Below are 21231 nucleotides of genomic sequence, written 5' to 3' on the forward strand. Positions count from 1 at the left end.
CTTAATTCAGTTAATTGTTGTCTTTATATGCAACAAGGTTTTTACTTTGTCAGAATAAAAAAAACGCACCAAGCGGTGCGTTTTATTAGATTTCTCTAAAGTTTACGTTATTTTAACGTTTTAACTGTAGCTCGCTCAATGATCTCTGGATGCATTTCGAACACGCGTTTTTCGTGATCTTTGTCTTTAATGCGTTCCAACAAGATTTCAAATGCGTTTTTGCCGACACGACGCTTTGGCTGGTGAACAGTTGTCAACGGTGGTGAGAAGTACTCTGCCAGCTCAATATTGTCGTAACCAATCACTGAAATGTCTTCTGGGATCTTAATGCCTTGCTGCTGCAGACGGCTCATAAGACCAAGTGCCATAGTATCGTTAAAACAGAATACTGCTGTCGGGCGATTCTCCATTGAAACGATTTTATCTGCCGCGATAACTGCGGTGTCACATTCGAAGTTACCTTCAAGAATTAGATTGTCATCTGTTTGAATGTTTGCTTCTTCAAGAGCACGACGATAACCCGCGATACGCTCTACACATGCCGCTTTATCCAAATGTCCACTTAGACAAGCAATACGATCATGTCCTCGTTCAACCAGGTATTTAGTGGCGAGGTAGCCACCTTCTTCTGAGTTGTCGATGATTTTATCCGCTTGTGAACTCTCTGGGCCCCAGTCCATAACAACTTTTGGAATGTCTGCGTGGCGGTCAAGCATTTCACGCAGTTCTTCAGTCAAGTCAGAACACATTACCAAGATACCGTCTACGCGTTTTTCAGCAAGCATTCGGATGTAGTCGCGTTGCTTTTCGTAGATACCACCTGTGTTACATAGAATCAGCGTGTAGCCTTGACGGTAACAGTAGCTCTCTACACCATCGATCACTTCAGAGAAGAATAGGTTGGTTGATTGAGTCACTAGCATACCGATTGTGCGCGTAGAGTTACATTTCAGGCTACGAGCAACAGCACTTGGTGCATAATTTAGTTCATCGACGGCTTTGTTTACTTTTTCTTGAGTCGCTTCTGCGACGAAACGTGTCTTGTTGATCACGTGAGAAACGGTGGTTGTTGATACGCCGGCTAAGCGAGCGACATCTTTTATAGTTGCCATGGCTTTATCCTATTGATAGCTACTTCCTCAGCAGTACGGAGCAAGTAGCCGTTTAAAGCTACCAGAACAAGAGCTTAGAATATGGAGGGCTCTCTCGGTACTAAAGTGCTAAAAAACAAAAAACCGCTTATGAGAGCGGCTTGTCTTAACACCGAAATGCTCTTAGCTAATTTAAAGCATAGCATTTCGAGAATGTTTCATATTTTATCGTTTGCGGTCACAATTTTAGACTGACTAGAAAATACTCGCAATAAAATTCACCCAGAAATCTGGGTGAGTTGTCACATTCTACCTAAATTGTACCCTTAGTCATCAGTGAATTTATTCACCAGCTAAATATTGTGCGTCAAGTTTACAGAAAGCGACTAGCAATTCTGCAACACATGCGTAAAAACCAAACTCATCAAATTCACGGCATTTTACTGCGAACTGTGGAACCCAACTAAGGAGCTGTTGTTCAACAAACTCGTGTTGTGTAGCGAAAGCCGTTTCTAGATCTTGTTCACTCTCAAGGTCGTTGGAGCGAATAATGATGTTACCTAGGAAATCTAACTCAATGGCTAAGTGGTCAGCAGGCTCTTTTAGATCTTGGTTTACGGCGATGCCGTAAGACGCCATGATGGCTTCCATGTCTTGAGCTGGTTTCGCATTCAGTAGTCCACTTTTGTCTAGATAAATAGAAGCGTACGGCAGAGCACCGTACTTATCCGACTTTAAGAACAGCTCGCAAAAATCGGATGAAAGCTCTAATTGAGCATCTTCACGGTTCTGTAATCGGTTAAGTGCATCTACTAGGTTATTGATTGATGGCTTAAGCGTCTCGTTGTCGCCGAGGCCGGTTAAAAACGAACGAATCTCAACCGAGTGGTATTTCTCCAATTCTTCTTGAGTCAGTTCTTTCGCGAACAGGCTCGATAGCCACCAGTAGATTTCAGCTCGTTGTTCATTGAACGCTTTGGTTTCTTTCATCTCAATAATCCTAATATCGTCTTTCGTAATATCTGCGGTACGAAGGCTTACTAACCCTTGTATTTGCTAACTGCAAAGTCACTCGTTAGTAGTAATGCCTATATTGAATTGCGATGGGGGGTAAATAGCAAGGTTTAAGATTGTCTTGTATCAAAAAAAATTCAGGTTTCTGGCTTTTATCTTACCTACTACTAGAATTGTTACTAGTTATGAATAGAATGGTCACTGAAACTATTAAATAAGAAAAGTGGTGTAGATGAGCTATCACGTATTAGTCGTTGAAGATGATGTGGTAACCCGTAGTAAGCTGGTTGGATATTTCCAGAATGAGGGTTACACAGTAAGCGAAGCAGAAAGCGGCGCTCAAATGAGAAATGTTTTAGAAGAAAATAACGTAGATCTCATTATGCTGGACATCAACTTACCAGGCGAAGATGGATTGATGCTAACTCGCGAATTACGCAGTCAATCAGACATTGGGATTATTTTAGTTACTGGACGCACGGATAGCATCGACAAAATTGTAGGCCTAGAGATGGGCGCAGATGATTATGTTACCAAACCATTTGAACTTCGCGAATTATTGGTTCGAGTGAAAAACCTACTTTGGAGAATTTCTGCGGCTCGCAAGTCACCAGCAGGTGCAACTGAGCAGGCGGAAGACGCGTCAATCGTTCGCTTTGGTGAATGGACGTTTGATATTCCACGTCGCGCACTGAGTAAAAACGGTGAGCCAGTGAAATTGACCAAAGCTGAATATGAGTTATTGGTTGCGCTGTCGTCATACCCTAACCAGGTTTTAAGTCGTGAGCGAATCTTAAATATGATTAGCCACCGCGTTGATGCACCAAACGATCGTACCATCGACGTATTGATTCGTCGTATGCGTGCTAAGATGGAGTTTGATCCAAAGAATCCACAAATTTTTGTGACGGTTCATGGTGAAGGCTATATGTTTGCAGGCGATTAGCAGCCAGCATTGAAATGTTCAACAAGCGAAATTGAAAAAGCCGAGATATTCAGTATCTCGGCTTTTTGTTTATGAAATCAGCTTGAAAGGTCTAGGGACTTAAAGTCATTTCATACAGCATTAAATGGCTGGTTGTGCGCCACTTGTTGGTTGTGCATCAGAGGCGGCAGAGAGCTCTTCTTCAAGCATAGAAGGTTCGGGGATGATCATCGGCTCTTCTATTTCGGTGCTTTGGTTATCTAGCCAATCGCGCAATGATTGCCAAACTAACCCCATCGTTTCATGCCAATATCGTTCGGTCTGCTCTAAGTAGATCGCTTTTGGCATGTACTTGTTCCAAGGTTGCTCAATGCCTTCTTGAGCCAGAAAATTGGTAGGCGCTGGAATCGGCTTCATTCCTGCATCATGAAATTCGTTGAGAGCACGCTGCATATGGCTAGCGGAAGTCACGAGTACCATTCGTTTGTTTTTCACAAATGCAGCAGCCTGACGCGCTTCTTCCCACGTATCTTTAGCTGTCTCAAGTAGGATAATGTCAGGTTTAGACACACCCAAGGCCAAGGCAACCTTCGCCATCATGCGTGCGTTACTGACTTCAGTACCACCACCATAGCCAGATAAAATCAATCTAGCACCGGGATAGATTCGTTGAATGCGGATGCCTTCACTTAATCTCATCAGACCTGTTCGGCTGAGTTCAGATGTAGGCGGGATTTGGTCGTCTACGACATGGCCACTACCCAATACCATCACATAGTCGATAGATTCATTTGTCGGCAAAAAAGCGGTGTGTTGTCGTTCCATTGGCATAAGAAGTTGGCTAGAAACGGGTTGGAACGCGATCAGGAAAATACCACAGAGTGCAGACAGCGTGATAAGGCACCCTGTTTTACGTTTTGTAGTGAACATAACAAGGGCTAGGCCCAGAAAAGCGAGAATTAACATTGCTGGCAGTGGCATCAACAGTGAAGACACTACTTTTTTCAGCTCAAACATATCCGAATAGTCCGAAAAAACATCACTTAGTACTAAAAAGAGACATCGCCTCTTTATTCCTGAAATTCCTGTGACAGAATAGCAGGCACGATAGGACATGATAACCCAAGTAGCTGTGACTGAAGACCGTAATTTCGACGATATTGCCCACAAATTTGCAAAAAATATTTACGGCTCTGACAAAGGAGAGATCCGTCAGATCATCGTATGGGAAGATTTAGAGCAAGCGTTAAGCACATTTAAAACCGAAGAAACACCTTTGCACATTCTGGATGCAGGAGGTGGTTTAGCGCAGATGTCGCAAAAGATAGCTAGCTTGGGGCATAAAGTGTCGCTGTGCGACCTCTCTTCTGAAATGCTGAAATTGGCACAGCAAGATATTGATAAAGCCGGCTTGCTTGAACAGTATCGATTCATTCATTCTCCGGTTCAAAATATTGCACAGCATATAGAAGAGCCAGTGGATATGGTGATGTTTCATGCCGTAATGGAGTGGTTAGCTGATCCAAAAGAGGCTTTGGATATCCTGCTTAAGCAAGTGAAGCCGGGTGGTGTGGCATCAATTATGTTTTACAACCATCACGGATTAGTCCTCAAAAATGTGATTTGTGGCAATATTCCTCATGTATTAAATGGGATGCCACATCGAAAACGGTTTAAGCTGCAACCCCAAAAAGGTTTGAAACCTGAAGAGGTCTATCAGTGGATAGAAGAGGCGGGTCTTGAGATTAAAGGAAAGTCGGGTATTCGCTCGTTTAGCGATTACATAGGTAATATGGAGTACATGGGCGACTATCAATTCGAAGATGTGCTAGAGCTTGAAAAACAGCTATGTCGTCAAGAGCCTTACCTCTCTTTAGGTCGCTATATTCACGTTTGGGCGCAAAAACCAGAATAAAAAAACGGAGAGTGTGGTACAAGAGTTGCCATCGCATTCCTAGGCTACAGTCGATAACCTGATAGCCAGCGTTATAAAGAAAAGGCGTAACATCGACATCTGCTCGGTGTTACAAAGAACAGTAACAGGAACCACAATGAGTGAAATGACTCAAACTGCCGAAGAGCAGCCAATTGATGAGTTGGTGGGCTGGGTCAAGCAGCATGATTTTTCATTAAATTTGCCGCCTGAGCGATTGGCATTTCTAATTGCCATCGCAGTACTAAGCAACGAAAGGTTCGATGAAGAGTTAGGTGAGGGTGAACTGCACGATGCGTTTACCATTGTCACTCGTCTGTTCGAAGATACCGGCGAAGCCTCAGCGTTTCGCGCAAACAACGCAATCAATGAACTGGTAAAACAGAAATTGATTAGCCGTTTTACCAGTGAGATTACCGATGGTGCGAGCATTTATCGTCTATCGCCGCTCGCAATTGGTATTTCAGATTACTACCTACGTCACCGCCAATTCTCGAAGCTGAAACTCTCAATTCAATTATCGATGGTCGCGGACGAGATGGCGAAGGCTATTGAAGCCGCACAAAAAGGCGGAACGCCGGGTCACTGGCGCAAAAACGTTTACGGTGTCCTAAAATACTCAGTTGGCGAGATTTTTGACCAAATTGATCTTAACCAGCGTGTAATGGATGAGCAGCAACAGACGGTTAAACAGCAGATTGCAGACCTTCTTAATAAAGATTGGCGTGAAGCGATCAACAACTGTGAAGCTCTGTTATCTGAAACCTCTGCAACGTTGAAAGAGCTTCAAGATACTCTACAAGCTGCTGGTGATGAACTGCAGACACAGATTCTTGATATCCAGGAGATTGTGTATGGTGACGACGAGCTGGAGTTTGTTGGTGAAACCCTGTTCGGTTTGCAGATGAAACTAGACCGAATCACAAGTTGGGGCCAACAAGCCATCGACTTATGGATTGGCTACGACCGCCACGTACATAAGTTTATTCGTACTGCCATCGATATGGATAAGAACCGAGCGTTCAGCCAACGTCTGCGCCAGTCGGTTACTGACTACTTCGACGCACCTTGGCTACTTACTTGCGCCGACGCTGAAAAGCTCACAGATCTACGTGATGAAGCACTGGTTCTGCGTGATGACGAGGTGATGGGACAAGCGCCACTTGATGTCGAGTATGAAGAATTTGAACAAGTGAATGATTACCTCTCAGACAAAATCGCTGAGATGTTGAAGGTTCACAAACAGCAAGGGACGCCAATCGACCTTGGCCTAGTACTGCGAGACTACCTTGCAGAACACCCTCGCACACACCATTTTGATTTAGCCAGAATTGTTGTCGACCAAGCGGTGCGCTTAGGTTACTCAGAGTCTGACTATCAGGCGATCCAACCTGATTGGCAGGCAATCAACGATTTCGGTGCAAAGGTACAAGCAAATGTCATTAACAAGTACTGATGATTACATGCCAGAGAAACTGGTAAAAGCGATTGCGAACCCACTGTTCCCAGCGCTTGATAGCATGCTGCGTTCAGGTAAGCATATTTCAACAGAAGACCTAGATAATCACGCACTGTTGGCGGACTTCGAACTGGAACTTCAACAATTTTACCAGCGCTATAATACTGAGTTGGTAAAAGCGCCAGAGGGCTTCTTCTACCTTCGTCCTCGTTCAACCTCTTTGATTGGTCGAAGTGTACTCTCAGAGCTTGATATGCTGGTGGGTAAGGTGCTGTGTTTCCTTTACCTGAGCCCAGAGCGCTTGGCTCACGAAGGTATCTTCACTAACCAAGAGTTATTTGAAGAGTTAATGACTCTGGCTGATGAAAAGAAACTGATGAAGCTGGCAACCAATCGTGCTTCTGGTTCTGATCTAGATAAAGAGAAGCTTTTCGAGAAAGTGAGAACGTCTCTGCGTCGTCTGCGTCGTATCGGCATGCTAATTTCTATCGGTGAAACGGGTAAATTCCGTATCAGTGAGGCTGTATTCCGCTTTGGTGCGGACGTACGCGTTGGTGACGATATGCGCGAAGCGCAACTGCGCCTAATCCGTGATGGTGAAGCCGTAGTTCATACTCAAGAACCAAATCAAGGTAGCTTGCTTAACGAAGAGCAAGAAGAGACAGAACAAGATGCTCAACAAGACATTTTCGATGACGAGATCATGAGCAACGAACAGACAAAAGAAGAAGGTGAAGCATGATTGAAAGAGGTAAGTATCAATCGCTGACCATGGTTAACTGGAACGGCTTCTTCGCACGTACTTTTGACATCGATGGTTTGGTGACAACCCTTTCTGGCGGTAACGGTGCGGGTAAATCGACTACGATGGCCGCGTTTATTACGGCATTGATCCCTGACCAAACGCTTCTTCATTTCCGAAACACAACGGAAGCGGGTAGCTCACAGTCATCTCGTGATAAAGGCTTATACGGTAAGCTACAACCGGGTGCGTGTTATGCCGCTCTTGATGTGGTGAACTCGCGAAATCAGCGCCTATTGTTTGCGGTTAAGCTTCAACAAGTAGCGGGTCGTGACAAAAAAGTAGACATCAAGCCATTCCTAATTCAAGGTCTTCCAAGCCATGTGAAGCCAACGGATGTACTGATTGAAAACGTATCGGACAGCCATGCGCGCGTATGTCAGCTTAATGATGTAAAAGCAGCGGTTGCTCAGTACGAAGGTGCTCACTTTAAAGCGTTCTCTTCTATCGTTGATTACCACGCTCAAATGTTCGAGTTTGGTGTTGTACCTAAGAAGCTGCGTAACAGTGGCGACCGTTCTAAGTTCTACCGTCTGATTGAAGCATCTCTGTACGGTGGTATCTCAAGTGCAATTACGCGTTCATTACGTGATTACCTATTGCCACAAAACGGTGGCGTAAAGAAAGCCTTCCAAGACATGGAATCGGCGCTACGCGAAAACCGAATGACACTAGAAGCGATCAAGACAACGCAGTCTGATCGTGATTTGTTCAAACACTTGATCACAGAGTCAACTAATTACGTGGCAGCAGACTACATGCGTCATGCGAATGATCGTCGCAATAAGCTTGATCAGACGATGAAGCTACGTGGTGAGCTGTTCGGCTCTCGTGAAACCTTGCTTGAACAGAACAACTTACTTAATCGAGTGCAAGAAGAGCTTGAGCTGCTAGTTGAACAAGAGTCTTCGCTTGAACAAGATTACCAAGCGGCTTCAGACCATCTACAACTTGTACAAACAGCGCTGCGCCAACAAGAGAAAATTGAGCGCTACAGCGAAGATCTTGAAGAGCTTAGCGAGCGTCTTGAAGAGCAGATGATGGTCGTTGAAGAGGCGCAAGAGCGTGTTCTCCTTGCGGAAGAGCAGGCGACCATTACTGAAGAAGAAGTGGATAGCCTAAAAACCCAGCTTGCTGACTACCAACAAGCTCTAGACGTTCAGCAAACGCGTGCACTTCAATACCAGCAGGCTGTACAAGCGCTAGAAAAGACTAAGCATCTTTTGGGCGATGATTCCATCACTGCAGAAGGTGCGTTGACGCTGGTTTCTGACCTTAAGACGCAAGAAGAACAGAGCACGCAACACCTTCTAGCAACGAAGCATAAACTGGATATGTCGTCAGCGGCGTCTGCTCAGTTTGAAAAAGCACTGTCTCTTGTAAAAAGCATTGTAGGTACAGTAGAGCGTAGCGAAGCATCACAAGCGGCTAAGCAAGCGCTTGATAAAGGTCGCAACGCAAAACATATTGTTGAAAACGAACAGCAATGGCGAGCTCAGCATCGCGATATGGCTCGTGATGTTGCACAGCAGCGTCAAGCAAAAGAGCTGGCTGAAGCGTACCAGAAGCAACACAACACTCAGCTGAATGATGAAGTGGTCTTTGAAGAAGAGCGCGAGCGTCATGCGATGCAGATCGAAACGCTTGAGTATGCTCAAGAAGAGTTGCGTGAAGCGAAGAGTGAAAAGCGTCGTGTACAGCATAATTATGATCAAGAGATTCAAAAACTTGAAGCAATTGCTCCTGCGTGGATTACAGCAAACGACGCCTTAGACAACCTGCGTGAGCAAACGGGGGCTGAGCTAGAAGACAGCCAAGCGGTGATGACTCAAATGCAGCAAGTGCTTGAAGATGAAAAAGCACAGTCTGTTGCGAAAGATCAATTGGCGAAACGTCGCAGCGAACTCGAACTTGAGATTGAGCGTTTGGCTTCACCTGGTGGCTCAAACGATCCTCGTTTGAAAGGCCTGGCTGATACTCTAGGTGGCGTGCTTCTGTCAGAGATCTACGACGACATTACCATCGACGATGCACCGTACTTCAGTGCAATGTATGGTCCTGCTCGTCACGCGATCGTGGTATCGGATCTTGACGGTATTAAAGAGAAGTTGGTGGATCTTGAAGACTGTCCAGAAGATCTGTACATCCTTGAGGGTGACGTTGACGCATTCGACGACAGTTCATTCAATGCCGATGAACTGGAAGGCGCAGTGTGCGTTCAGTTAAATGATCGCCAAATGCGTTACTCACGCTTCCCAGACATCCCGTTGTTTGGTCGTGCGGCTCGTGAACAGCGTCTAGAGAAACTGCGTGAAGAGCGTGATGTCGTCGTTGAAAATCATGCGAAAGCTGCCTTTGACTCTCAGAAGCTAAACCGTCTGTACCAAGCGTTCAATACGTTTGTTGCGAAACACCTGCATGTCGCGTTCAATGCGGATCCTGAGCAGGCGTTGGCATCGGTACGAGATAAGCGTAACCAAGTGGTTCGTGCCCTAGCTGAGTTGGATGCGAAAGAGCAGCAGCAACGTAGTCAGCTTGCACAAAGCAAACAAGCATTAGCCGCTTTAGATAAGCTTGCCCCTATGGTTCGTATTTTAGAAGACGAAACCTTAGCAGAGCGTTTGGCTGAGCTAGAAGCGCAACTGGAGCGTCTAGGTGAAGCGAAATCTTACCAGAGCAATCACGGTAAAGCGTTGCAAAGCCTAGAGCAAATCGCGACTGCTCTAGATGCAGACCCAGAGCAGTTTGATGCACTGGAAACGGAATACAAGCAAGCAGACAAAGCACTGCAAACCTTAAAGGCGAAGGTGTTTGCACTGTCTGATCTGATTGAACGTCGTCACTATTTTGCTTACTCAGATTCAGTAGACCTACTCAACAAGAGCAGCGAGCTGAGCGAGCAACTAAAAGCGAAACTGGTTCAAGCTGAACAAGCACGTGCTAAAGGTCGTGATGGCTTGAAGCAAGCTCGTGAGCAAATGAACCAATACAATCAAGTATTGGCGGCGCTGAAGAGTTCACACCAAGCGAAACTAGAAACGGTGCAAGAGTTCAAACAAGAACTTCAAGAGTACGGTGTGAACGCCGATGAAGGTGCTCAAGAGCGCGCGGTTCGTCGTCGTGATGAACTGCAAGAGCGTCTGCATACGTCACGTAGCCGTAAGAGCGAATACGAGCGTACCATCACTTCAACTGAGCTTGAGATGAAGTCGCTGGCTAAACGTCTGAAGAAGGTACAGAAAGAGTACGTTGAGCTACGCACTTTTGTGGTTGCAGCAAAAGCGGGTTGGTGTTCAGTGCTTCGTTTGGCTCGTGAAAACGATGTTGAGCGTCGCCTACACAAGCGTGAATTGGCTTATCTATCGGCTGGTGAACTGCGTTCTATGTCGGATAAATCACTGGGTGCACTGCGTTTAGCTGTTGCCGATAATGATGATCTGCGAGATGCACTGCGTCTGTCGGAAGACAATGCACACCCAGAGCGTAAGGTTCTATTCTACATCGCTGTGTACCAACATCTGCGTGAGCGTATCCGTCAAGACATTATCCATACGGATGATCCTGTAGAAGCGATCGAAGAGATGGAAGTGGAGCTTGCTCGACTAACGGAAGAGCTAACACAACGTGAAAACCGTCTAGCGATCAGTTCTGAGTCGGTAGCAAGCATCATCAATAAGACGATTCAGCGTGAGCAAAACCGTATTCGTATGCTCAACCAAGGCTTATCGAATATCTACTTCGGTCAAGTTAAGGGCGTGCGCTTGAATGTGAAGATCCGTGAAAGCCACGAGATCTTGCTGACGGGTCTAGCTTCTCAACAAGAGCAACACAAAGACTTGTTTGAAAGTTCTCGCTTCACTTTCTCTGAAGCAATGGCGAAGCTGTTCCAGCGTGTGAATCCACACATCGATATGGGCCAACGCTCGCCACAAGTACTCGGTGAAGAGCTGCTTGATTACCGTAACTACCTAGAGCTAAGCGTGGAAGTAAATCGTGGTTCTGACGGTTGGCTACAAGCTGAGTCAGGCGCGTTATCAACAGGTGAGGCGATCGGTACTGGTCAATCTATCCTATTGATGGTTGTTCAAAGCTGGGAAGAAGAGTCACGTCGCTTGCGTAGTAAAGACATTGTTCCATGTCGCCTGCTGTTCTTAGATGAAGCAGCGCGTCTCGATGCGAAGTCCATCTCTACTCTGTTTGAGCTGTGTGATCGTCTAGGCATGCAACTTCTGATTGCAGCACCGGAGAACATTAGCCCTGAGAAAGGGACAACCTACAAACTGGTTCGTAAGGTCTTTAAAGATCATGAACACGTACACGTTGTGGGATTGCGCGGCTTTGCTCAAAACCGAACAGAGTCATCCGTTCAAGAATTGATTGAAGAAGCGTAACAAGCGCGAGTGAATAGCAAACAATAGATAACCAAGCCCCTTTTCGAAGGGGTTTTTTTGTGCCCGAAACAGCCCTCATTAATTCCCCTTCATACTTTATGGTTAATATCAATGGAACGAGTTTGCGGTCACACGCACAAAACCACAATTAATGTATGGTAATAGTAACCATGATGAAATATTAATAATATTGTATTACTTAATTGTTCATTTTAGATGCTGTGTAAGGAAGGTTCACTATGATTCAGATTGTGATTGATGGGAAATACCGCATTGTCGAGCAGGGGCAAACAGTGCTCGAAGCTGCGAATACATGTGGCGTAGATATTCCATCGTTATGTGGGTTGAACCGCTCTGGTGAAAAGATCCCTTGTGACCTTTGCGTTGTTGAGGTTGAAAGTGAGGGTATGCAACGAGCTTGTGAACTGGAAGTCTACCAAGGTTTAACCGTTAACACGCAATCTGAGCAAATCAGTCAACATCGCCATCGCGCGCTAAATCGAATCATGTCTGATCACTACGCCGATTGTGAAGCACCGTGCCAGACGGCTTGTCCTGCTGGCGTAGATATCCAATCTTACCTGCATCACATCGCGCAAAACGATTCGTTGAAAGCGATAGAGGTCATCAAACAAACCTTACCTATGCCATTGTCGATTGGCCGCGTATGCCCAGCTTTTTGTGAAACTGAATGTCGCCGCAACTTAGTGGACGATTCAATCGCGATACGTCAGTTAAAGCGCCACGCTGCAGATATCGACTTAGAAGCGCAACAAAGCTATACGCCCCCGAAGAAACCGGACAATGGAAAGCGAGTCGCGATTGTGGGAGGTGGGCCTGGTGGGTTGACGGCAGGCTACTATTTGGCGAATGAAGGCTATCAAGTTGTTGTCTATGAATCGATGCCTAAAGCGGGTGGTTGGCTGCGTTATGGTATTCCTGAGTACCGTCTACCAAAATCGATTCTAGACAAAGAAATTGAGTTGATGTGCCGCAATGGAATGGTGATTGAATGCGATAAGAAGTTGGGTGAAGACTTTTCGCTGTCGAGTTTATCACAAGGTTTTGATGCCGTTTGTTTAGCGGTTGGCGCTTCCAGTGCAGTAGAGATGAATTATACGGGTAGCGATTTAGAGGGTTGTTACCTCGGTGTCGACTATCTAAAGGATTACGTCACTGACAAGCAATATACAACTGGCAAAAAAGTGGCGGTTATCGGTGGTGGTAACACCGCGATTGATTGCGCTAGAACCGCCGTCAGAGCAGGTGCTGAGACAACACTTATATATCGTCGTACTCGAGACGAGATGCCAGCAGAAGATTATGAAATCGAAGAAGCTGAACACGAGGGTGTTAAATTTCACTTTTTGACCAATCCTGCAGAAAATCTCGCAGATGAAGATGGCCGTGTCAAAGCGATTCGTCTAGAGCGAATGGAACTCGGGGCACCAGATGCTTCAGGGCGACGTAGCCCGAAAGCAACCGGAGAGTTTTTCACAGAAGCATTTGACACAGTGATTGCAGCGGTATCCCAAAAGCCAGACCTGAGCTTCATGACTGATGAGCTTTTAGAAATTCCACTTACTCGTTGGAATACAGCGGATGCCGACCCCGATACCATGCACACAGGTGTGGGCAATATCTTCAGTATTGGAGATTTCAGACGCGGCCCTGCAACAGCGGTTGAGGCGGTGGGAGATGGTCGTATTGTTGCACAGGCGATTGACCGTTTCTTTAGCGGCACTATGACACAGTTACCAGTGAAGCCTTTCAATTCACGCAAAGAGAAGCAATTAAAAGCAGTTGAACGGCAACAATATCAAGCGATTCAAAGTGTCGCCCGAAAGATTATGCCTGAGCTCAGCGCAGAGCAGCGTGAACAAAGCTTCGATGAAGTTGAACTCGGTTTCACCAACGCTGATGCGATTGAAGAAGCGCAACGTTGCCTAGAGTGTGGTTGCCAAGCGAACACTCAGTGTGACCTGCGAGACTACGCGACAGAATACCAAGCCGTGCAAACATTCAATGATTATAAGGTCGATGTTACGGATGATGCGGTCTGGCAAGCAGTAAAAGCTAAACAAGGGAATAGTAGCCAGCAACCAAGACATAAATTCGAAGTGGATGCGAGTTCAGAGTTCATTGTCTTTGATGCCAATCGATGTATCAGCTGTGGTCAGTGCATTCAAGCTTGTCGAGAGCAAAATGTTCATGGTGTTTTAAGTTTCATGTGTGCACAAAATGGCAAGCCAAGCTCTAGACCAGAGCTTAGACCGAATTTTGGTCCGAATCAGACACGAATGGGCGACTCTAACTGCGTTCAGTGTGGCGCTTGTGTTCAAGCGTGCCCTACGGGTGCAATGGTAGATGCCAGATACAAACAGCAAGGCTCTGTAGAACAACTAAAAAAAGTCGATACCATCTGCACCTATTGCGGTGTGGGTTGCAAGCTCACTATGCATGTTGACGAGTCGGCGAATAAGATTCGTTACATAGAAGGGGCTAACTCGCCAGTCAATGAAGGAATGCTGTGTGTGAAAGGGCGCTTTGGTTTTGATTTCGTTGCTAGTGACGAGCGACTGACAACACCTTTGATTCGTAAAGATGGTTGGTTACAGCCTGCTAGCTGGGATGAAGCCATTCGTTTGGTCGCCGATAAGTTTTCCGCTATTAAGAAAGGGGTTGGCAGTCAGGCGCTAGCGGGCTTCTCTTCAGCAAAAACCACCAATGAGGACAACTACGTCTTTCAAAAATTCATACGTCGAGAGCTAGGCACGAATAATGTCGATCACTGTGCACGCCTTTGTCACGCTTCGACCGTCACTGGGCTTGAAGCGTCACTGGGCAGTGGTGCAATGACTAATGATATTCCGAGTATCAAACACTCCGATGTTATCTTTATTATCGGCTCGGATACTACATCGGCACACCCTATCATTGGCTCTCACATTAAGCAGGCTGTGCGACATGGCGGCGCACGGCTGATTGTGGCTGATCCTAAGCGCATTGATATTGCCGATCACGCCGAGCTTTATCTAGCGCATAGGCCGGGCACTGACGTTATGTTGCTTAATGGCGTAATGCAGCAGATCATTAAACATGGCTGGTACGATCAAGAGTATATCGAAGAGCGGGTCGATGGCTTTGACACCCTATTGCAAGAGGTGATGTCGCCAAGCTATTCGCTGGAAAAGGTAGAGCTCGTAACCGGCGTTAAAGCAGAAGATATTTTTGCGATGGCGCGATTGATAGGCACAGCTGAACGTACAGCTGTCTATTACTCAATGGGCATTACCCAGCACACGACAGGACACGATAACGTTCGCTCGATTGCCAATTTGCAGTTGCTGTGTGGCAACATTGGGATTGAGGGAGGCGGCATTAATCCGCTGCGTGGTCAGTCAAATGTGCAGGGAGCTTGTGATATGGGGGCGTTGCCAAACAATCTGCCGGGCTATCAGAAAGTCTATAATCCTCTGGTTCGTAAGAAATTTGAGATGGAATGGGATGTTGCTGAATTGCCTGCTGAGAGCGGTTTAACACTGACTGAAATCATTGATGGTGCGTGCAAGCGTGAAGTTCGTGGACTGTACGTGATGGGGGAAAACCCAGTACTGAGTGATCCAAACCAAGCCCATGTGATTGAAGGTCTTGAAGCACTCGATTTTCTGGTGGTACAAGATATCTTCTTGACCGAAACGGCTCAATACGCAGATGTTGTCTTGCCGTCATGCTCGTTCGCAGAAAAATCTGGGCATTTCACTAATACGGAGCGTCGTGTGCAGCGTATCAACCCTGCGGTAAAACCGCCAGGTGAGGCGAAAGAGGATTGGGCAATCATTCAAATGCTGGCGAATGCGATGGGCAGCGATTGGCAATATCAGTCAGTCGCGGATATTACCAATGAGATCGCTCGTGTCACGCCACAATATGGCGGATTACGTTGGGAGAACATTACAACCTACGGCATTCAATGGCCGAGTAACAAGAACAACCCTGATGGCACTCGTATTATGCACCAAACTCAGTTTACACGTGGGAGAGGGCAGATGGAGGCTATTCCATTTAGATACGCTGCAGAGTTGCCAGACGAAGAGTATCCTCTAGTACTAACTACAGGACGTATCCTTGAGCAATTCCATACTGGGACCATGACTCGCAAAACCCAAGGGTTGGATAATTTGGCGGGGCCTAGAGCTATGATCAGTGTGTATGATGCTGAGGCGCTCAATATCAACAATGGTCAGATGCTGAAGGTATCAACACGTCGTGGCGAAATTGAGATCGCTGCATTTGTTACTAAGCGTATGCAGAAAGGTGTAGTGTTTATTCCGTTCCACTTTGTGGAGTCACCAGTGAATCGTCTCACAACAACAGCAACAGACCCACATGCGAAGATCCCTGAGTTTAAAGTCGCAGCTGTTAAGGTCGAGCCCGTATTCAAAGAGCAGAGTATTCACGCGTGATGTTTGAAAGTACCTAAAAGTCCAGAACACAAAAAAGCCGCATAGTCTGACTATGCGGCTTCAGACTGCTGACAAAGGTCTAGCTTTCAAGCTAGACCTTTGATCTAATAGGGGTATCGAAATATGGATATCTCACTATGCTTCAAGAGCCTTCACCTCAACAATATGAACTCGAAATGGTCACCATGGAACAGCTCGTTCCTCAGAACCATTTAGTTCGTAAGATAGATAAAGCCATCGACTTCGAGTTTATCCGTAATGAAGTCGCTCACCTCTACTGTAAAGACAACGGTCGCCCACCTGTTGACCCTGTACGCCTGTTTAAAATCATCCTGCTTGGTTACCTCTTCGGAATAAAAAGCGAGCGACAACTCGTGAAAGAGATTGAAGTCAATGTCGCTTATCGATGGTTCCTGCGTATGTCACTGACAGAGAAAGTTATCCATGCATCGACACTCAGCCAAAACCGTATTCGCCGCTTTAATGGTACCGATGTGTTTGAGCGTATCTTTATCAATATCGTAGAGCAGGCAATGGCGAAAGGTTTGGTCGCAGGCCAAGAACTATTTACTGACAGCACGCACCTAAAAGCCAATGCCAACAAAAATAAGCACACGAACAAAGTGACTAAGGTTCGCGCCAGTGCTTATCTTGATATGCTCGATGAAGATGTCGCGCTAGACCGAGAGAAAGAGGGTAAGAAACCTCTAAAGTCACGTACCGCTGAGCCTAAAACTAAGAACACCAAAACGAGTACTACCGACCCGGAAAGTGGCTTCATGACTCGAGATAATAAGCCCCAAGGCTTCTTCTATCTCGACCACCGTACAGTGGATGGACAGCATGGCATTATCTTAGATACCCATGTCACAGCAGGTAATATCAATGACTCTCAACCTTATGTGAAGCGTCTGGACTATACCCTAGAGCAATTTAACCTTAATCCAATCGCCGTTGGACTCGACGCGGGCTACTTCACTGCGCCAGTCGCTGAGTCATTAGAGCGTCGAAATATCTTGGGCGTGTTCGGTTATCGCAGACCATCGAGAACAAAGAATGCGTTCAAGAAAAAGCACTTCATCTACAATGAAGAGCGAGACAGTTACCGCTGCCCTAACGGTCAAGAGCTCATCTATAAAACAACGTCTAGAGATGCGTATCGTGAGTATCACTCCGACCCGAAAGAGTGTGCGTTCTGTCCAATGAGAGATGACTGTACGCAAAGTAAAAATATGAAGAAAGTCATTACAATACACATCTATACGGACGCGATGGATAGAGCCAACCAAATGCGGCTCTCACCTTATGGAAAAAGACGTATAGGCGAAGAAGTGAGACGGTAGAGCGGAGCTTCGCCGACGCTAAGCAGCACCATGGTCACCGTTATGCCCGCTTCCGCGGGCTCTCGAAAGTGCAAATGCAATGTTGGTTGGCAGCTGCCGCTCAAAACATCAAGAAGATAGCCTTGGTGGTGAGCTATTTACAAAAAATAGGGCTAAATATGTCCCAAATACGTCAAATTATGGCGTCTAGATGCCAATTTAAGTGTTGGGCTCTTCCAAACTTCGCATAATAAAAAAATATCGCGATCGCGGCCTACGGCCGCTCGAAAAAGAGAACCCCACTTCAAAAAGTGGGGTTCGTCAGCAATCTGAAGCCGCATAGTCTGACTATGCGGCTTTCGTTTTATTTGATAACACTAATGTCGTTGATACTTTTGACTGCGGCTACTCTTATTCGACGTGTACACCAAACTGCTTAGCAGCATACGCAACACGCTCCGCAGGTTTTGGGTATTCTGCAGGCGTGCCAAGGCTTTCAATATGATGAAGGCGTGGTAGCAACCCAGCGCCGTTAGCAATCTGAATCGCCAATCCTGGACGAGCATTCAACTCAAGTACCATCGGACCTTCTTCTTCATCAAGCACCATGTCGGTCCCCATGTAACCTAGACCTGTCATCTCCCACGCACTTGATGCCAGAGTTAGCAGCTTTTCCCAGTGAGGTACTTGTAATAGGGCAAGCTCTTTTCCCGTATCTGGGTGGTGAGTAACGGGTTGGTCAAATTGAACCGCTCGTACCGCTTTACCGGTCGCAATATCAATGCCCACACCTACCGCACCTTGGTGAAGGTTAGCTTTACCATCGGAAGCCGATGTTGACAGGCGCATCATTGCCATCACAGGATAGCCTTTGAATACGATGATACGTACGTCAGGCACCCCTTCATAACTGAAGCCATCAAAGCAGCTGTCGAACTTAATTAAGTTCTCAACCACAGCCACATCGTTTTTACCACCTAACGAGAACAGACCCGCAAGTGCGTTACTGATGTGACGCTCAACGTCCTCTTTACCAATCGTCGAACCGGATGGTTTGGTATAAACGCCGTCTTTGTGAGAGGTGATAACCAAGATACCTTTACCACCACTGCCTTGTGCAGGTTTGATGACAAACCCAGGCCAGTCTTGAACCATCTTGTGGATAGTCTTCACTTCTGCTTGGTGACTAATGACACCAATCAGTTTAGGTACGGTAGCACCCGCTTGTTCAGCGATGATTTTGGTTTTTAGCTTGTCATCCACCAAAGGGTACTTGGAGCGATCATTATAGCGACCAATGTAGCTATGGTTACGCTTGTTCATCCCCATGATGCCTTTGTCTTTCAACTTAAACGGCGATGTAAACTGTTCAAACATAACTTAATCCTCCGCTAGCGGTTTAAAGCGACGTAGCTCAGTCAAGCGGTAACCTGTGTAAGTACCTAGTAGTAAGATGCCGCCTAGGACAATAAGTTGTAGGCCAATAAAGTTAAACGTTAAGTGCTGGATGAATGGGTTGGTCATTGCCAAGTAAACAAGAACAGCAGTCAGTAGCGAGCCACCACCTTGCAGCACCACCTCTTTTGCACCTTCTTCTTCCCAAAGGATAGACATACGTTCGATAGTCCAAGATAGGATGATCATTGGGAAGAACGTAATCGATAGACCTTCAGTTAAACCCACCTTGAACGCGACTACAGTAAAGATAGAAATGATCATGATTACCGTAATAATCACCGCGGATATCCGCGCCACCAGCAGAAGGTTAAGTTTGGATAGATAGCTACGAATCACCAGCCCCGTACCAACGATAAGTAGGAAACCGACAATACCGGTGACCAATTGCGTTTGTACGAACGCTACCGCGATCAGAACAGGCATGAAGGTGCCTGATGTTTTCAAACCGACGATAACACGCAGGAACACAACGATGAGCGCACCAATTGGAATCAGCATGATGGTCTTAAACATCGCCTGTTCTTCAAGTGGTAAACTGTGGATCGAAAGGTTCAGTAGTTGGTCTGCTGAAATCTTGCTGTTTGTCGCTTCAGTCGGTGTCACCTCTTGTGCAATCATAGAGAAGTGAACTTTACTGTTCTGACCGCCGACAACGTCTAGTAGTGAAACGTTCGATTCATCCCAGATCAGTAGGTTTGGCTGAACTTGTTTTTGACTAGACTCTGTAGAGAAAAGTACCCATTGGTCTTTATCCCAAATCTGAATCATATGTTGGATAGATTGGCGACGACGGCCATCTTCTAACTCGATAACACCAACAACTTTACTGTGGATTCCGGCAAAGGAAAGTAACTTGTGTGCTGCTTCCACTTTGTCCATGTTGTTGAGGATAAGTGCCGAGTTTTGGCTGTCTGGATCATTGAGTGTTTTAACGAGCTCACGAGTGAAAGTGAGGTTGTCTGCAGAGCGCTGAGTTGCGCGGTCGATAAGAGCCTTTGCTGCCGCTTCTTCAGGGCCGTCAAAGCTTGGCGTGGCGACTTCGCCTTCCGGTGGAATCGCGTTAACCTGCGCTTGAGGGTCAACTAAGAACTGGGTCTTATAATAGATGGTTTGGGCGCCGCTAGCGTGACGGATAGACCACTCTGCACGTCGACCCGTGTCAGTATTTACGTAAGAGATACCGTAGCCTGGTGAAGACGCGGATTCGCCGATGAGTGTGTAATTTGATTGTGTGTGAGGAGCGGCCAGAGAAACTTTCGCTTCTTGGTCCATTGCGTTGAACTCGATTCGAGCCTCAACGTCCCAAACTTGTCTGGTCTCACCTGGTGTCCATGGCACACCGTAAGTCGTGTGTCTGAACACACTCAATGCAATGCCAGCTACGATGAGCAGCACGATCGAAACATAAAATGGGATTCTTGACGTCATAGCTTACCCTACTATTTGTTATTTATTTTCCGTTTGTACGTACTTTTTACTTACATCCACAAGGGCAATGTCTTTGATAAACTCACGCCCCAGTAATACAGGGTGACTCATTTGCGAGCGATCCGCCAATGTAAATTGCGCTTTTTCATGGATTTTTCCAACTTTCACCCATAATTCGATCACAGCTCGACGTTCTGTCTCGTCACTGGTCGATTGGCGAATTTTCACGTAGCGTACAACGGGGGCTTCAATCCACTTTTGGTCTTCTTCTGATTGTGACTTGTCAGCTAGATGAAACTTAACCCAATTGTTGCCGTTGCGTTCGAATTCTTTGATATCTACCGCATTCAATGACGATGTTGTCGCGCCTGTATCTACACGCGCATCAAACTTTTGTTGGATTGACTCAATCGTGACCTTTTCAATGGCACCAAGAATGGTTGGCTGATCGTTTGAAACAACTGGGGCTTTAGTGGCAACCACTTCTTCCTCTTCGATCTCTTCGATCTGTTGTTTTTCGAGAGTAGTAAGGTGGACTTCAACTTCATTGGATAAGGCAATGATTTCTTCTTCTAGACTTTCGATATAGTCACTTTGATTACTAAGTTGAAGTTCTAAGTTTTGAACTTTATTTGCGATGTTTGTTTCTGATTTTGCGATAGCATCCAGAGTTTCTTGATGATAAGCGGCACCGTTAGTGAGAGTGCAGCCAGAGAGCAAACCAACCGCCAGAATAGGCGATAATCGCTTAAACATATATAAACCTTTGAAATTAGAAAATAGTTCAGACTATTGAATAGTTTAGCCCACAAAAAAGGATGCGTGAAGCATCCTAATGTTAGCGTCCGGTCATATTGACAGGCTATGTTTGCATAGAGCCAATTATCATTCGACGAAATAGCTCATTCATTGAGCACTCTTCGGATTTTATCCAATTTCGAG

13 protein-coding genes are annotated in these 21231 nt (G+C 46.1%); 7 read left to right on the top strand and 6 right to left on the bottom strand.

Annotated features, from left to right (window positions below; genetic code table 11):
* Positions 1-107 precede the first annotated feature (107 nt).
* Together purR and torD are read right to left on the bottom strand one after the other, a co-directional pair.
* Positions 108-1112: an HTH-type transcriptional repressor PurR gene (gene purR / locus AC6I7V_RS05080; RefSeq protein WP_498011463.1), complete on the bottom strand. Its 1005-nt coding sequence runs from the start codon at positions 1110-1112 to the stop codon at positions 108-110.
* A gap of 321 nt (positions 1113-1433) precedes the next feature.
* The gene (gene torD / locus AC6I7V_RS05085; RefSeq protein ID WP_255230999.1) at positions 1434-2081 is read right to left on the bottom strand and encodes a molecular chaperone TorD; all 648 of its coding nucleotides are present in this window, start codon (positions 2079-2081) and stop codon (positions 1434-1436) included.
* Positions 2082-2337: 256 nt separating this feature from the next.
* Here torD and torR point away from each other — a divergent pair, with 256 nt between their 5' ends.
* Entirely contained in the window at positions 2338-3051 is a 714-nt protein-coding gene (gene torR, locus AC6I7V_RS05090) for a two-component system response regulator TorR (protein WP_255230998.1), read from the top strand.
* Between the two features lie 120 nt (positions 3052-3171).
* On the opposite strand, the gene elyC is transcribed toward torR, so the two are convergent.
* Positions 3172-4047, bottom strand: coding sequence for an envelope biogenesis factor ElyC (gene elyC / locus AC6I7V_RS05095; RefSeq protein WP_255230997.1), 876 nt, complete (start codon positions 4045-4047; stop codon positions 3172-3174).
* Positions 4048-4162: 115 nt separating this feature from the next.
* Between elyC and cmoM the strand changes: the two genes are divergently transcribed.
* The 6 genes from cmoM to AC6I7V_RS05125 all read left to right on the top strand — a co-directional run bounded on the left by cmoM (position 4163) and on the right by AC6I7V_RS05125 (position 17654).
* Entirely contained in the window at positions 4163-4945 is a 783-nt protein-coding gene (gene cmoM, locus AC6I7V_RS05100) for a tRNA uridine 5-oxyacetic acid(34) methyltransferase CmoM (RefSeq protein WP_498011645.1), read from the top strand.
* Positions 4946-5081: 136 nt separating this feature from the next.
* A complete protein-coding gene (gene mukF / locus AC6I7V_RS05105) occupies positions 5082-6419 on the top strand; it encodes a chromosome partition protein MukF (RefSeq protein WP_498011464.1) in 1338 nt (445 codons plus the stop codon).
* Positions 6400-7164 (top strand): chromosome partition protein MukE, encoded by a 765-nt coding sequence (mukE, locus tag AC6I7V_RS05110; RefSeq protein WP_255230996.1) that lies wholly within the window; start codon positions 6400-6402, stop codon positions 7162-7164. The genes mukF and mukE overlap by 20 nt, the downstream gene beginning before the upstream one ends.
* Positions 7161-11615, top strand: a complete 4455-nt coding sequence (gene mukB / locus AC6I7V_RS05115; protein ID WP_498011465.1) for a chromosome partition protein MukB — start codon at positions 7161-7163, stop codon at positions 11613-11615. The genes mukE and mukB overlap by 4 nt, the downstream gene beginning before the upstream one ends.
* Positions 11616-11854: 239 nt before the next feature.
* Positions 11855-16081, top strand: a complete 4227-nt coding sequence (gene fdhF, locus AC6I7V_RS05120; protein WP_498011466.1) for a formate dehydrogenase subunit alpha — start codon at positions 11855-11857, stop codon at positions 16079-16081.
* 137 nt (positions 16082-16218) lie between these two features.
* A protein-coding gene (locus AC6I7V_RS05125; protein WP_498011467.1) for an IS1182 family transposase occupies positions 16219-17654 on the top strand; the annotation gives its coding sequence in 2 pieces (ribosomal slippage) (positions 16219-17392 and positions 17392-17654; 1437 coding nt in all).
* A gap of 160 nt (positions 17655-17814) precedes the next feature.
* On the opposite strand, the gene AC6I7V_RS05130 is transcribed toward AC6I7V_RS05125, so the two are convergent.
* From AC6I7V_RS05130 to AC6I7V_RS05140, 3 genes are read right to left on the bottom strand one after another with little or no spacing between them, the layout of a single operon-like run.
* On the bottom strand, positions 17815-18780 hold the full coding sequence (locus AC6I7V_RS05130) for an alpha-L-glutamate ligase-like protein (RefSeq protein WP_255230993.1): 966 nt from the start codon (positions 18778-18780) through the stop codon (positions 17815-17817).
* A gap of 3 nt (positions 18781-18783) precedes the next feature.
* The gene (locus AC6I7V_RS05135) at positions 18784-20289 is read right to left on the bottom strand and encodes an inactive transglutaminase family protein (RefSeq protein ID WP_255230992.1); all 1506 of its coding nucleotides are present in this window, start codon (positions 20287-20289) and stop codon (positions 18784-18786) included.
* Between the two features lie 18 nt (positions 20290-20307).
* Positions 20308-21045, bottom strand: coding sequence for an ATP-dependent zinc protease family protein (locus AC6I7V_RS05140; RefSeq protein WP_255230991.1), 738 nt, complete (start codon positions 21043-21045; stop codon positions 20308-20310).
* Positions 21046-21231 lie beyond the last annotated feature (186 nt).

This window comes from Vibrio sp. KUL70 (assembly GCF_059725515.1).

What these genes read in the sequence shown, in the direction of transcription:
- purR (WP_498011463.1), bottom strand. Translation starts at nt 1,112, where the DNA reads ATGGCAACTATAAAAGATGTCGCTCGCTTAGCCGGCGTATCAACAACC.
- torD (WP_255230999.1), bottom strand. Translation starts at nt 2,081, where the DNA reads ATGAAAGAAACCAAAGCGTTCAATGAACAACGAGCTGAAATCTACTGG.
- torR (WP_255230998.1), top strand. Translation starts at nt 2,338, where the DNA reads ATGAGCTATCACGTATTAGTCGTTGAAGATGATGTGGTAACCCGTAGT.
- elyC (WP_255230997.1), bottom strand. Translation starts at nt 4,047, where the DNA reads ATGTTTGAGCTGAAAAAAGTAGTGTCTTCACTGTTGATGCCACTGCCA.
- mukF (WP_498011464.1), top strand. Translation starts at nt 5,082, where the DNA reads ATGAGTGAAATGACTCAAACTGCCGAAGAGCAGCCAATTGATGAGTTG.
- mukE (WP_255230996.1), top strand. Translation starts at nt 6,400, where the DNA reads ATGTCATTAACAAGTACTGATGATTACATGCCAGAGAAACTGGTAAAA.
- mukB (WP_498011465.1), top strand. Translation starts at nt 7,161, where the DNA reads ATGATTGAAAGAGGTAAGTATCAATCGCTGACCATGGTTAACTGGAAC.
- fdhF (WP_498011466.1), top strand. Translation starts at nt 11,855, where the DNA reads ATGATTCAGATTGTGATTGATGGGAAATACCGCATTGTCGAGCAGGGG.
- AC6I7V_RS05130 (WP_255230993.1), bottom strand. Translation starts at nt 18,780, where the DNA reads ATGTTTGAACAGTTTACATCGCCGTTTAAGTTGAAAGACAAAGGCATC.
- AC6I7V_RS05135 (WP_255230992.1), bottom strand. Translation starts at nt 20,289, where the DNA reads ATGACGTCAAGAATCCCATTTTATGTTTCGATCGTGCTGCTCATCGTA.
- AC6I7V_RS05140 (WP_255230991.1), bottom strand. Translation starts at nt 21,045, where the DNA reads ATGTTTAAGCGATTATCGCCTATTCTGGCGGTTGGTTTGCTCTCTGGC.